Source organism: Brochothrix campestris FSL F6-1037, assembly GCF_000525915.1.
Classification (GTDB): domain Bacteria; phylum Bacillota; class Bacilli; order Lactobacillales; family Listeriaceae; genus Brochothrix; species Brochothrix campestris.
Window position 1 is genome coordinate 12,708 of sequence record NZ_AODH01000035.1, and the last position, 13,947, is coordinate 26,654.

The following is a 13,947-nucleotide window of genomic DNA, read 5'->3' on the forward strand; positions in this document are numbered from 1 at the left end:
AATCTAAAGGGGTGTTTCATCGCAACTTTTTTACAACCGTCGCGACTTTATTTTAAACATCGTATCTTTTTTATAAACGTCGCAACTTTATTTAAAAGCTACATTGAATGAGCTGAATTAACTTTCACTACTCAACTGTTACTGATTTTGCCAAGTTACGTGGTTTATCCACATCACAGTCACGCGCCAATGCCGCATAGTAAGCGAACAATTGCGTGAACACGACTGACACAAGTGGTGTCAGTTCTAAGGCTGTGTTCGGAATTACAAACGTATCTTCTGGTTGAGCTAAGCTCTCTGTCACAACGGTTGCAACATGTGCACCACGTGATTGCACTTCTGAGCAATTGCTACGGATTTGGAGCTGTGTATGCGGTTGTGTAATTAAGGCAATCACAGGTGTGTTATCTTCGATGAGAGCAATCGTCCCGTGTTTCAATTCACCACTTGAAAAGCCTTCAGCTTGAATGTATGATATTTCTTTCAGTTTTAAAGCCGCTTCGAGTGACACAAAGTAATCAACACCACGGCCTAAGAAGAAGGCATTTCGTGTTGTCGCTACATAATCATGCACCAACTGCTGAATCTGCTCTTTTTCATCAATGATTGTTTGCATTGCATTGGCAACAATCCCTAATTCATGCACCATGTCGTTCGTTTGAGTATGGCCGTTTGCCTTACCTAACGTTTCAGCTAAAATGCTCAAGACAGCAACTTGGGCTGTATATGCCTTCGTTGAAGCAACGGCAATTTCAGGGCCTGCGTGTAACAATAACGTATGGCTTGCTTCACGTGATAAGGTTGAACCGGCCACATTTGTTAATGTGATTGCAGTGTGGCCAAGTTGTTTAATTTTAACGAGTACTTGGCGACTATCAGCTGTTTCACCACTTTGTGAGATAAACAAGAATACTGGTTTCGCAGACAACAACGGCATATCGTAACCAAATTCACTGGCAACAACGACTTCAACCGGAATCCCGGCTTTTTCTTCAATCAGTTTGCGTCCAATTAAACCGGCATGGTAGCTCGTACCACAGGCCACAATATAGAGGCGATCAGCTGCATTAATTGCTGCCATCAAGTCGGCATCAATTGTAAACGAGCCGTCTTTTGCTTGGTATTTTTGAACAATGCGACGAATCACACCAGGTTGCTCATCCATTTCTTTCATCATGTAATGTGGGTACATTCCTTTTTCAACGTCATCGGCATCGATTGCCGCTGTATAAGGGGCACGCACCACCACTTCATTTGTATCACCATCAAACAAATGATACGACTCAGCCGTTAACACACCCATTTCACGGTCGTTAATTTCAACAAATTGATCGGTTTGACGAATAACTGCCATTGCATCACTCGCTAACATCATCGCGTCGTTGCCAACACCAATTAAGAGTGGGCTTTTGTTCTTCGCAAAAAACAATTCGCCTTCACGTTGCATATCGATTAAACCAAAGGCATATGACCCTGCTAATTCATTCAGTACCGCACGAAAAATTTCCTCAGTCGAGAGACCGTCTTTTGCAAACACATCCATCATTTGCACAACGACTTCCGTATCAGTATCACTTTTCAAGTTTACACCGTTTAAATACGTTGCTTGTAACTGACGGTAGTTGTCAATGACACCGTTATGGACTAACGTGAAACGGCCTGAATGTGATTGGTGTGGATGTGCATTACTTTCGCTCGGTACACCATGTGTTGCCCAACGTGTATGACCAATCCCACAAGTTCCATATTGTTCAGCTGTAACAGCTGCACGTAAATCAGCAATCCGTCCCTTTGTTTTAGTCGTTGTCACAGTATGATTTGCTACTAGGCAATGCCCGCTGAATCATAGCCACGATATTCCAATTTTTCTAACCCATCTAACAACACATTTGTTGCATTTAATTTCCCGATATAACCAACGATTCCGCACATATTCATTTCCTCCTAAAGTGTATTAAAACGCTTCAAGAACGACCGTTGTTCACGTGGTTGTTGTGCAAGTAGTCACCCGCTTGTTTTAACCTTGTGTATCGACCCCAACAGGCCGGAAAGTATCCGCCGAATCCTCGATAACTTTCTCCTCGTCTACTTAAACATTCTAAGTACTGGCGCTAGCAATTAAGCTTTTAATAAATTGGTACAGTCCTCTATTCGTTTTTTTCTAACATAACTAATCATACTACAGAGCGATATATCACGTCAACACCTAACAATTAAAGGGAACAAAAAAACTAACATCTGTTAAAAGATGTTAGTTTACTATAATTGGTATAGTTCAATTCGGGGTTAATTTAATTCTGGCAAGAAACTTGTACCATAATCAGGCATTTTAACAGTAAAATTGGCAGCTACCGTTGCGCCTAAATCAGCAAACGTCCCGCGTAATGGCAACTCACCCGCTTCTTTAAGCGCTTTTGAGTAAACGAGCAATGGCACATACTCACGGGTATGATCAGTCCCTTTATAGGTCGGATCATTACCATGATCGGCTGTAATAATAAGCAAGTCATCCTCAGCTAAGTTGGCAAACACTTCTGGTAAGCGGGCATCAAATGCTTCTAATGCATCCCCATAACCAATGGGGTTGCGACGATGACCATAGACCGCATCAAAATCGACTAGGTTTAAGAAACTCATGCCGTGGAAGTCGGATTTTAACACGTCAACAAACTTATCCATCCCATCCATATTTGACTGCGTCCGAATCGCTTTTGTCACACCTTCACCATCAAAAATATCTGCAATTTTACCGATTGCTACCACATCTAAACCACCGTCTTTCACGTGATCCATTACTGTTTTATCAAATGGTTTCAGCGCATAATCGTGACGGTTTGGCGTACGAGTAAAATCTGCCGCTGATGTCCCTAAGTAGGGACGTGCAATAATTCGACCGAGCATGTATGGATCTTCACGTGTGATTTCACGACAGTACTCACAAATACGATATAGTTCGTCCAACGGAATAACTTCTTCATGTGCAGCAATTTGTAATACTGAATCTGCTGAGGTATACACAATTAAAGCTCCTGTCTGCAACTGTTCTTCACCGAGTTCTTCTAATATTTCAGTCCCACTCGCAGGTTTATTCCCAATAACTTTCCGCCCAGAAAACGCCTCGATTTTTCCGATTAATTCGGCGGGAAAACCATTTTCAAACACGCGGAACGGTGTATCAATAAAAAGTCCCATAATTTCCCAGTGACCGGTCATCGTATCTTTACCAGCCGATGTTTCTTGCATTTTTGTATAATAACCTAAGGGTGTGTCTGTTTGAGGCACACCTTCTATTTGTTTGATATTTGATAACCCGAGTTTTGCTAAATTAGGTAAATTCAAGCCCTTTTTCTCACGTGCGATATGCCCTAATGTGTCGACATCAAAATCGCCAAATTGAGCGGCATCTGGCGCCTCACCAATACCGACTGAATCCATTACAATTACATGTATCCGTTTGAATTTTTCACTCATTACAAAAACTCCCTCTCTGATATGACTCTTTCTTTCGTGATAATTATACTATGTGCATCAGGCGAATGAAAGCGAGAACAACCCACTTTCTAACTTGTATTTGTCAAAAAAAGAACAGTTCGAAAGTTTCATCTTCCGCCCTGTTCTTCTGATTTTTTATATCTTAAAGACTCATTTCGTCTTTAACAACTGCAACGATTCGTTCACAGTAATTAACGCAGTCTTCTTCACTGGCCGCTTCAACCATTACACGCACTAATGGTTCTGTTCCTGAAGGTCTTACAAGCACACGGCCTTTATCGCCCATCAGCTCTTCGACTTCGGCAATAACAGCCGCAACCTTCTCATTATCAGTCACGTGGTGTTTATCTGTGACACGCACGTTAATGAGCGTTTGTGGGTATTTATCCATTTCGCCTGCTAAGTCAGACATTTTCTTACCTGATTGGTTTAAAATATCAGCTAATTTAACAGCCACTAACATCCCATCTCCGGTTGTATTATGGTCAAGCAACACAATGTGTCCTGATTGCTCACCACCAAAGTTAAAGTTGTTTTCGCGCATTTCAGCAACAACATAACGGTCACCAACCTTAGTCATCACATCGTTAATACCTGCGGCTTCAAGACCACGGTGAAAACCGAGGTTACTCATGACCGTCGAAACGATTGTGTTATTTTTCAATAACCCTTTTTCAGACAAGTATTTACCCATCACAAACATAATTTGGTCACCATCAACGATATTACCTTTTTCATCAACTGCAATAATACGATCACCATCACCATCGAAGGCAACGCCAAGGTCAGCTTCGTTATCAACTACAAAGCGCGCCAACGCTTCCGGATGCGTTGAACCGACACCATCATTAATGTTTAAACCATTTGGTGTTGAAGCCATCGTACAAATATCTGCATCGAGGTCAGCGAATAAACGGTTTGCTAATTGGCTTGTTGCCCCATTCGCCATATCAATCGCAATTTTCATCCCTGTTAAGTTCTCACTTGCACACGAACGTAAAAATTGAATGTATTTGGCTGAACCTTCATAAAAATCTTCGACTGATCCAAGACCATCATCACTTGGACGCGGGAGGTTGTCTGTTGGTTCATCTAATAAACGTTCAATCTCCAACTCATCCTCATCACTCAATTTAAAACCATCTGGTCCAAAGAATTTAATGCCATTATCTTGTACGGGATTGTGCGAGGCCGAAATCATTACACTCGCTGCTGCTTCTTGGACACGTGTTAAGTAAGCCACACCTGGTGTTGAAATGACACCGAGACGCATGACTTCACAGCCCACTGAGATGAGACCAGCAATTAATGCTTGTTCAAGTAACACACCTGAAATACGTGTATCACGAGCAACGAGCACGCGCGGATGTTTCGTAGCTGAATGTTGTGTTAACACATAACCGCCAAAACGTCCTAATTTAAATACAAGCTCCGGTGTTAACTCTTTATTTGCGACACCACGTACACCATCTGTTCCAAAATATTTACCCATTTTCTTTTTCGCTCCTTCAATTTTGCTCATATAATCAGTCAACTACTCTTCTGTTGTATCTTCTGTTACATCAGCATCTGTATTTTCTACTTCAGTTGAGTCACTTGTTGCTTTTTCGTTCGAGGAAAACAATTCACTCTCACTGGTTACTTCGTTGTTAGATGTGTCCTTCTTTTCGACAGTCGTTTTTTTTATTTTGTTTGACTGTCTTAACTTTTTGGCCGGTACTAATTGTCACATTAATGACTGGTGACGAGATTAAAGTTGTTTTAGCAGGCACTGTTAATTCGATTTTTTTTATGATGGTTCCTGTGACATCGCTGACATCAACCGGTACTTCGATCACATCGATTTCATCCAACACTTTCGCATCACCTTCAAGCGTTACCTCACTGATATTAGCATTTAAACTCGCAATTGTTACATTATCTTTCGGAATGCCTTTTTGTATTAGTTTAATCGGAACGCTTTTTCCCGACTGTGATACCGGCACAGTGACTTCCACTGTCGTTTTATTTAATTCTACATTAGTTATTTTATTGTAATTATTGTCGAGTACGGTCACATTTGTTTTGATTGTTGTTGTTTCAGTTAAAGCTCTTTCAGCAGTAACCTTCGCCTTTACGGTCGTAATGTTGAGAATCGTATCTCGTGGTCCGGTTACCTTGATTGTTGACACATCCGTCGTTGGCGTGCCTGCTTTAAAGCCCGCCGCAACTAAACCAGACGATAGTTCTGGTTCAACAATAAACTCTTTCGTAATTTTTTCTTGAATCGTGACAGTCACTTCTTTAGGGGTAATCACAGCTTTGATGCCTTCTGGTAAATCTTTCGCTTCCAGCTTCACAACTTGCGTCCCAACTGATGCATTATGCAAGTTAACTTCCACTTTAAAATCACCTTGTTGTTCCATCGCTTTAATAACGTTACGTGACCCCGTCACCTTCATGGTCACAGCCTCAGGCACACCTGAAACAACAACATCTTTGGAGTCGTTAATTACCTCTACAGGCACGTCGGTAATTACTTCGGTATCATTTCCTAATAAAGATAAAGAACTGTCCGTTTCTTTGGCTGTATCGGTCGTGACACTATACAAGACGAGTGTTAACACCAGTGCTAAAACTCGCAATGCCCATCGACTCGATAAAATACGATCAATCATTTTTTTCGCCCCCTTTTCGGAAACTTCCAAAACGACTCTTTAGTTGGTGCTTCAAACGTGCGTTCTAAATAGTGGCGCAAGTCCGCCACACTTAATTCCTGTTGCATCTCACCGTCCATCGTTGTCGAAATACCACCTGTTTCTTCTGAGACGATAACGGTTAAAGCATCGGTCACCTCACTAATCCCCATCGCTGCCCGATGACGAGTTCCTAACGATTTAGAAATCAAGGGACTTTCTGACAGTGGTAAATAACCAGCTGCTGCCGCAATTTTATTTTGCTGAATAATAACAGCACCATCATGTAGTGGCGTGTTTGGAATAAAGATATTAATTAAGAGCTGTTCTGAAATGTTAGCGTCCATTGAGATGCCCGTTTCAACATAATCATCTAATCCGGTTGTGCGTTCAATTGAAATCAATGCACCAATCCGACGTTTTGCCATGTAAGCCACTGCATTTTCAATTGAGCCAATTAAATTCAACCGTTCTTTTTCAGCCTGACTGCGCTTGCGACCAAAAATGTTACCGCGTCCCATTTGTTCTAATGCGCGACGTAATTCCGGTTGAAAAATAATAATAAAGGCTAAAAAGCCCCAAGTCAACGCTTGGTCGACGAGCCATTCAATCGTTTTCAAGTCAAAAAAGTTACTTAGTAACTTCACAATAACAATAATGAGAATCCCTTTGAGTAATTGTACAGCTTTTGTGCCACGCACAAGTAAGATGATTTTATAAATCACAAACCAGACGACAATTATATCAATAATTCCCGCAACACCCGGTAAATGTGATAGCAACATAAGCCTTCCTCCAATTTCTGTTAGTCTACCTACAACTGATTAAAAACCAACTCTAGTATATCATACCTCGCTGTTTTTTACGGCTGACAACCTTCAGACTTCATTTTAAACACAAAAAAATACCTCAGCTATTGCCGAGATACTTGTTATGAGCCGTGCTGGGCTCGAACCAGCGACCCTCTGATTAAAAGTCAGATGCTCTACCAACTGAGCTAACGGCTCTTATAATGGCTGGGGTGGCAGGGATCGAACCTACGCATGATGGAATCAAAATCCATTGCCTTACCGCTTGGCTACACCCCATTATAAGAGTGGAGGAGAGTGGATTCGAACCACTGAACCCTAAGGAACGGATTTACAGTCCGTCGCGTTTAGCCACTTCGCTACTCCTCCATATTGAGTTGTTCTACGATGCTTTCTAATTACGAAAACATATGGGGGTTGACGGGCTCGAACCGCCGACCCTCTGCTTGTAAGGCAGATGCTCTCCCAGCTGAGCTAAACCCCCTCAACTATATCTCTATAGTAATGACCCGTACGGGATTCGAACCCGTGATACCGCCGTGAAAGGGCGGTGTCTTAACCGCTTGACCAACGGGCCTGACTGTTAAAAACTGGTATGTTGTTTCCTTAACACAAAATCTATTATATAAAGAATCGAAGCATTTGTAAACCCTTTTCAACAAACTTTTTACAAAAAAAATCTTTTTATTTTTAATTAAACGGCTTTATCACTATCTTTTCTACAGTTTATTTCCTCTTTTTGATATACTATTTTTATTAAAGGAGTGATTTTTATGTCACATTTACAAATTCGTCCCATCAAACAAAGCGACTATCCCCAACTGATAGCCATCGAAAATAGCGTGTGGAATCAAACGAATACACCTAGCCAGGTATTTTATGCTTCTGTGGCTGATTATCAACAATATTACCCGGTCGGCACGCAATTCGTCGCTCTCGCTCATCAAACGGTTCTTGGTATCGTCCAGTATCATCACGCGACAGCCTTACCCGCTAGTAACCATACATTAAGCATGAGCATTGCAATCGCAAACGATGCGCAACATCAAGGCGTTGGTTCCGCCTTAATGCAACACATTAAAACGTATGCGAAGCAACATAACTACCGTAAAATTACATTACGTGCTTTAGCAACAAATCCACAAGCTCTCAGCTTTTATAAAAAACATCATTTCGTAATCGAAGGGATTTTAAAGGATGAATTTTTTATCGCTGGTCATTATGTCGATGATTATTTATTAAGCTATTTTATTACGGATTAACCTACACTATTTTGTTAGGCGGTGTCTCGCAACGCAGCCGTCAAATTAGTCACCGCATCACTGATCATCCGCGCTCTTGACGCCGCAGTGGCCGATCCCATATGCGCTGATACAACGACTTGAGGCAACTGTAGTAAGGGATGATTGGCGGCAATCGGTTCTTGTTCGAACACATCGAGTGCAGCACCTGCTAATTCGCCTTGTTGCAACGCCTTAATTAAAGCCGTTTCATCGACGGTTTTCCCTCGACCGACATTGATAAAATAAGCCGACTTCTTCATTGTTTTAAAGGCAGTCTCATTCATCAACTGATGGGTTTCATCATTATAAGGTGCTAACATTATGACAAAATACGCGGTCGAAAGTAAGCCCGCTAAGTCAGCATAATAGACAGCATCATATAATTGTTCAGCCTCCAAATGGTGAGAACGCGTGTGATAAATGACTTTCATTCCAAAACCAGCATGCGCCCGTTTTGCCACGGCTGTGCCAATTCGCCCTAACCCAATGATACCGATTGTTTTACCGTATACATCTGTGCCGTAGAGTCCTTCTGCTGTATCTAACGGTCCCTTGAACCACTCGTCCCTGCGGATGGCACGATCCACAGCTGGTAATTGGCGTGCCACGGCTAACGTAAGTGCCAGTGTCAAATCGGCCACCGTGTCAGTTAAAGCATCTGCCGCATTTGTTATCATCACCCCTCGTGCAACAAAGTCCTCCACAACCAACGTATCAAAACCGGCAATCGTTTGACTCACCACTTCTAATTGTGGCATTTTTGCCAGTTCTGCCTCGCTGATAAAAAGACCCGCACCCAACAGCCCTTGAACAGTCGGTAAAGCCGCCTCAAACTGCTCACGTTCACTTGTGCGATAGTTAGGCACATATGTAACCTTAAACGTCCTCTTTAACTGCTCTAGCAATGCCAATGGGATTGGCTGATAAACAATGATCTCTTTCATCTACCCACGCTCCCCTCATGACTACTCTTGAATAAATAATCCTGTCTCGTTGTAATCAATCACAACACCCACCATCCGCTCACTTAGGTTAGCTGACCAAGCCACATTAAGCTGATCATTGATTTTTTCAATGTGATCATCAGCTAACGGTGTTTCAAGTGATAAAGCAAAATGATGATGACCTTGATGATGTTCTTCATTGCCACATTCACAGCTGTTATCAAATAGACAAATTGTATTTAATTCAGGATAAGCCGCTAAAATCGGCGTTAAAAATTGTTGTGCCGCTTCAGTTACGCGCATATTATCCACCCCTTTTTCTTTATAAGCTTCATTATAAGTCACCTTAAACACTGATAGCAAATGCGTTGCCTCTCAGTTTGACAATTATCGGTATATACCTTATGATTATGGGTATGACAACATCAAGATAAGCAGTTCAAACCTGTCTAAGAGGAGGGAGTCGTATGAAATGGTTGGGCATTCTATCTTTAATCATTGGTCTTGCCGCCATCTCAATTTCGTTTAGCATTTCACACATCACGGGCCTCATCGTTTGTGTTGTAGGATTTTGTCTATTCATCATTGGTACCATCTTATTGTTTAAGCAGCAACCTAAGAGAACAAATCGCTATTTTTAACATGAACAGTAATCGTTCCATCTGATATATTGACTAACTAAAAAAGTGTCCCCTCATCGAGGGAGACACTTTTTTTAGTGTTGTCGCTTTTCTTGCAACAGATAAACACATAGCAACAAGCAAATAATCCCTTCTGCAACGGGTACAGCTAACCAAACACCACTCGTACCAAACAGTGGTGTTAAAATAACCAAAAAGAGCACGACTAAGACAAATTCACGAATTGCGGTAATGAAAATAGCGAAATTCACGCGTCCACTCGTTTGCATAAATGTTATCAGCACAAAATTCGTTCCCATAAAGAGATAGGCAATAAAGAACAAACGAATACTTTCAGTCGCTAAGGCGATTAATTCCGGTGTGAACTGACCGAACAAGCCAATAATCTGCGTGGTAAACACTCGACCAACAGCAATAATTAACACGCCGATTACCAACGACGAAACAATCCCGTATTTAACAATTTGCCACTGTTGCTTTGGCATCTTAGCGCCTTGATAATAAGAAATCAACGGCTGTGTTGCTGAACTCAACCCTAAAAACAGCAGCAATGCGATGCTATGTGTGTAATTCACGATTGAAAAAGCAGCCGCTCCCATCGTTCCAGCCACACTAACAATTGCGATATTATAGGCAATCGTAAAGACCGAAATCCCCATCTCCGCTAAGAAACTCGGAAAGCCAATATAAAAGAAACTTTTGAAATACCAAACGTTACCAAATGAGAAGGTCAACTTCAGATTATTATTTTTATGCAGAAAATGCGTCAGCATCACTAAGATACCAACTGCTGCTGAGATAATCAAACCGAGCGCGGCTGCCATAATGCCCCAATTTAATACAAATAAAAAGTAATAGTTCAAAATAATATTAACAATCGCCGTCATAATTAACGCAACCATCGCCAGAACCGGCGAGCCATCATTCCGAACAAACAAGCTGAGCATATTCTCTAATGTTAATACAAAACCAAACAATAAAAAGATATGTAAATATTCAGCTGCCATCGGTGTGATCTCTGCATTTGCACCGAGCATCGTAAGTAATTTATCACCAAACATGCCAAGCACAGTACTCACAACCACCGATACGGCAAGCAAGAGCATTACCGCCTGAGTGAAAATTCGCCGTGCCGTTTGCGTATCTCCTGCCCCCATCGCCCTCGAATAGCGTGTCGTTGCACCAACACCAATCCATAGTGACATTGCCACATAAAAACTATAGACAGGAATAACGATGTTGACAGCCGCCAAAGCGGTCGCACCAAGAGCATGCCCCACAAAGACACCGTCCATTACTACATTAACCGCCATCAACATCATGCCCAACATCGATGGAATCGCATATTTGGCAAACACGAGCAAGGGGTGCTTATGTTTGATTGCTGCTAAACTACTCATCTGTTTACCTCCTCAGAAAATCCTGTTGTGATTGTTAGCAAATACATCTTCAAAAAAAAGTTAACGGCCGCCAACAATTCAGCTTCAGTCTTATTCTCCATTGTATCCGATACGCCGTAAATAAAACCAACCAACACATCAACTTGGACACGAATCGCGGCTGGATTAATACGAAACACTCCTTGCATCATACCGTTGCGTAAAATGAGCTCAAACGCTGCCCGATCAGAGGCAACCCAGCGTTCACGTTCTTCTTTCTGCCCATTGATTTCAAGTAAATATTCATCTAACGCTTTTCGTAAAGGGTGACGTAAATCTTCGTAGATAAAGGCCTTAAAATAAGCCATTAACTGTTCACTTGGTTTCGTGATGGTATCTCTGATGACATGCCAACTTTTATACCACTGCTCTTCCCACTGTTTTAAGACTATCTCGAATAAGTGTCCTTTACTTTCGTAATGATACAATATGTTACTACGAGTTGTACCGACCGCTTCAGCAATCAGCTGTAAAGAGGTATCATTATAGCCTTTTTCACTAAACAGATGCTGCGCTGCAGTGAAAATCAATTGTTTTTTAGTTACCTTCATCATTTTCATTCCTCCTCGCGAAAAAACTGACCATTTGTTCAGTTTAGTTGAGTGAGAATAATAAGTCAACTAAAGCAGAAAAAAAATGAAAGTACGCTAGTAGAACTGAAACTTTGAAAGTGAAATCAGCTCACCCAACTCCGCAAATAGCAGAACTGCAACTCATCCCTTGCTAGCTTCTGAGCTAAAAAAAGATAACTTTAACATAATCTAACATCAAAAGAGAACTATTTGGCTACTTATTCCCGCAAAAAACCCTCCAACAATGTTGGAGGGCTCAGATTGTAAACAAAGTCTAAACAGTCTTCATTTACGAGGTGATAAGACTTGATTAGATCCTAGAAGAATTGACGCATGATATCTTTTAGTGGTGGTAATTGTGCAATTCTTTTTTCTTCTAATGCTGTACGGATTTCAAAACGAGCGAAACCTTTTGCTTCGTCCATTACGATTTTACCTGGTAATGGCGCTGCATTTTGGTCAGTCACAACATCGATGATAACTGGGCAGTTATCTGCTTTAGCCGCAGTAAAGGCAGCTTCAAGTTCTTCGAATTTAGTAACGCGATAACCTTTTCCGCCACACGCTTCAGCAAATTTAGCGAAGTCGATGTCAGAGTGATCGATACCGTAGTTTAATTGACCTTGTGCTTGTTGTTCATATTTAATGAATGATAATTGTTGGTTGCTTAACACCACGTTGATCATTGGCAAGTTGTAATGTACTGCCGTTGCAAAATCTTGCATAACCATTGCAAACGCGCCGTCACCTTGTAATGAGATAACTTGACGTTTAGAATCCGCCATGTTTGAAGCAATTGCGCCAGGAAGTGCACAACCCATTGTACCTAACCAAGCAGAGATTAAGAAGTCATTTTTATGACCTAATTTCAAGTAACGTGTACTCCAAACAGTTGATGTACCGACGTCGATTGAGAAGACAGCGTCTTCGTCAGCAATACGTTGCATTTGTTTGATAACGGCTTGAGGAGCGATTGGAGACGTTGTTTTGTCCATGTGCTCATCCATCCATTTCCACCATGTTTGCATGTTTTTGTTACATGCTTTCAAGAATGGACGATCTTTCACTTCTTTAGCGTGAGTTGTTAAGTATGCTAATGCTTCTTTAGCATCACCAACGATACCAACAGTTGCCGCATGGCGTTTACCAATACGAGTTGCGTCGATTTCGATTTGGATACATTTAGCTTTAGCCGGTAAGTATTTACGGAATGGGTAATCAGTACCTGCTAAGATTAATAAATCTGATTCTTGCATTGCTTCGAAAGCAGGCTTAGTTCCGATTTGACCAATGTTACCAACGTAGTTAGGGTGCATATCAGCCATGATACCTTTACCTGGTAATGTTGACATTACAACAATACCCATTTTTTCAGCGAAAGCAGTTACTTCAGCTTTGGCTTTTTTAGTACCAGTACCGATAAGCATTGTTGGTTTTTTAGCAGCATTGATTAAATCAACTGCAGCTTCTAAATCAGCAACGTTTAAGCCTGTACGAGTTGGTTGTTTTGGTGCATCAAGACGTTCAACTGTATCAGCAATCATGTTTTTAGGCACATCATCAGGAATAATAACAACCGCAACGCCACGTTTTTCGTAAGCTGCACGAATCGCTTGATCGACAACGATTGGTAATTGTTCAGGACGAGTAATTTCTTTATTGAAGACAGCACAGTCATCAAAGATTGCTGCTGTGTCGACTTCTTGGAAGTAATCAGTGTTAGCAAATTTACTTGGAATTTGACCAACAAGTACTAATTGAGGTACTTTGTCCATTTTCGCATCATACATACCGTTTAAAAGGTGTAATGCACCTGGTCCACCGATTGATAAAGCGACACCGATTTTACCAGTTAATTTTGTGTAAGACGCTGCTGCAAGTGATGCAACTTCTTCGTGACGAACATGGATAAATTTGATTGAATCTTGCTCTTTTTGCAAGGCATCAACGATGTTATCGATTGAATCACCTGGTAAACCATAAACATGGTCGATGTCCCAGTTTTTAAGGACGTTTACTACTGCTGAACCGGCATTGATTTTTCCCATTATATTATATCCTCCTTGGTTTCACTGACGCTTACGCGTAGTGC

11 protein-coding genes, 5 tRNA genes and 1 pseudogene are annotated in these 13,947 nt (G+C 41.4%); 2 read left to right on the top strand and 15 right to left on the bottom strand.

Features of this window, described 5'->3' with window-relative positions; genetic code table 11:
- Nucleotides 1-127: 127 nt before the first annotated feature.
- The 10 genes and pseudogenes from glmS to BCAMP_RS07950 form a co-directional block, all read right to left on the bottom strand.
- Nucleotides 128-1,932: pseudogene (glmS, locus tag BCAMP_RS07905) on the bottom strand (glutamine--fructose-6-phosphate transaminase (isomerizing)).
- A 354-nt stretch (nt 1,933-2,286) separates the two neighbouring features.
- The gene (deoB, locus tag BCAMP_RS07910) at nt 2,287-3,471 is read right to left on the bottom strand and encodes a phosphopentomutase (protein ID WP_035314908.1); all 1,185 of its coding nucleotides are present in this window, start codon (nt 3,469-3,471) and stop codon (nt 2,287-2,289) included.
- 163 nt (nt 3,472-3,634) lie between these two features.
- A complete protein-coding gene (glmM, locus tag BCAMP_RS07915) occupies nt 3,635-4,984 on the bottom strand; it encodes a phosphoglucosamine mutase (protein ID WP_035314909.1) in 1,350 nt (449 codons plus the stop codon).
- Between the two features lie 157 nt (nt 4,985-5,141).
- A complete protein-coding gene (locus BCAMP_RS07920) occupies nt 5,142-6,149 on the bottom strand; it encodes a CdaR family protein (protein WP_051456973.1) in 1,008 nt (335 codons plus the stop codon).
- Nucleotides 6,146-6,952 carry a diadenylate cyclase CdaA gene (gene cdaA, locus BCAMP_RS07925; RefSeq protein WP_035314910.1) on the bottom strand — a complete coding sequence of 269 codons (807 nt, stop codon included), beginning with the start codon at nt 6,950-6,952 and terminating at the stop codon, nt 6,146-6,148. The genes BCAMP_RS07920 and cdaA overlap by 4 nt, the downstream gene beginning before the upstream one ends.
- A 149-nt stretch (nt 6,953-7,101) precedes the next feature.
- Nucleotides 7,102-7,174, bottom strand: a tRNA-Lys gene (locus tag BCAMP_RS07930).
- Nucleotides 7,175-7,180: 6 nt separating this feature from the next.
- Nucleotides 7,181-7,255, bottom strand: a tRNA-Gln gene (locus tag BCAMP_RS07935).
- A gap of 9 nt (nt 7,256-7,264) precedes the next feature.
- A tRNA-Tyr gene (locus BCAMP_RS07940) sits at nt 7,265-7,345 on the bottom strand.
- Between the two features lie 42 nt (nt 7,346-7,387).
- A tRNA-Val gene (locus tag BCAMP_RS07945) sits at nt 7,388-7,460 on the bottom strand.
- 21 nt (nt 7,461-7,481) lie between these two features.
- Nucleotides 7,482-7,553, bottom strand: a tRNA-Glu gene (locus tag BCAMP_RS07950).
- Nucleotides 7,554-7,749: 196 nt separating this feature from the next.
- On the opposite strand from BCAMP_RS07950, the gene BCAMP_RS07955 reads away from it, so the two are divergent.
- The gene (locus tag BCAMP_RS07955; RefSeq protein WP_035314911.1) at nt 7,750-8,238 is read left to right on the top strand and encodes a GNAT family N-acetyltransferase; all 489 of its coding nucleotides are present in this window, start codon (nt 7,750-7,752) and stop codon (nt 8,236-8,238) included.
- 14 nt (nt 8,239-8,252) lie between these two features.
- Here the strand turns inward: BCAMP_RS07955 and BCAMP_RS07960 are convergent, their stop codons facing one another.
- Nucleotides 8,253-9,203 (bottom strand): NAD(P)-dependent oxidoreductase, encoded by a 951-nt coding sequence (locus BCAMP_RS07960; RefSeq protein WP_035314912.1) that lies wholly within the window; start codon nt 9,201-9,203, stop codon nt 8,253-8,255.
- Between the two features lie 21 nt (nt 9,204-9,224).
- Nucleotides 9,225-9,566: a hypothetical protein gene (locus BCAMP_RS07965; RefSeq protein ID WP_035314913.1), complete on the bottom strand. Its 342-nt coding sequence runs from the start codon at nt 9,564-9,566 to the stop codon at nt 9,225-9,227.
- A 104-nt stretch (nt 9,567-9,670) separates the two neighbouring features.
- On the opposite strand from BCAMP_RS07965, the gene BCAMP_RS13555 reads away from it, so the two are divergent.
- Nucleotides 9,671-9,844, top strand: a complete 174-nt coding sequence (locus tag BCAMP_RS13555; RefSeq protein ID WP_156921189.1) for a hypothetical protein — start codon at nt 9,671-9,673, stop codon at nt 9,842-9,844.
- A 74-nt stretch (nt 9,845-9,918) separates the two neighbouring features.
- Here BCAMP_RS13555 and BCAMP_RS07970 read toward each other — a convergent pair whose 3' ends face one another.
- The 3 genes from BCAMP_RS07970 to BCAMP_RS07980 all read right to left on the bottom strand — a co-directional run bounded on the left by BCAMP_RS07970 (nt 9,919) and on the right by BCAMP_RS07980 (nt 13,903).
- Nucleotides 9,919-11,244: an MATE family efflux transporter gene (locus BCAMP_RS07970; protein ID WP_051456974.1), complete on the bottom strand. Its 1,326-nt coding sequence runs from the start codon at nt 11,242-11,244 to the stop codon at nt 9,919-9,921.
- Nucleotides 11,241-11,837, bottom strand: a complete 597-nt coding sequence (locus tag BCAMP_RS07975; RefSeq protein ID WP_035314914.1) for a TetR/AcrR family transcriptional regulator — start codon at nt 11,835-11,837, stop codon at nt 11,241-11,243. The genes BCAMP_RS07970 and BCAMP_RS07975 overlap by 4 nt, the downstream gene beginning before the upstream one ends.
- 335 nt (nt 11,838-12,172) lie before the next feature.
- Nucleotides 12,173-13,903, bottom strand: coding sequence for a pyruvate oxidase (locus tag BCAMP_RS07980; RefSeq protein ID WP_035314915.1), 1,731 nt, complete (start codon nt 13,901-13,903; stop codon nt 12,173-12,175).
- Nucleotides 13,904-13,947 lie beyond the last annotated feature (44 nt).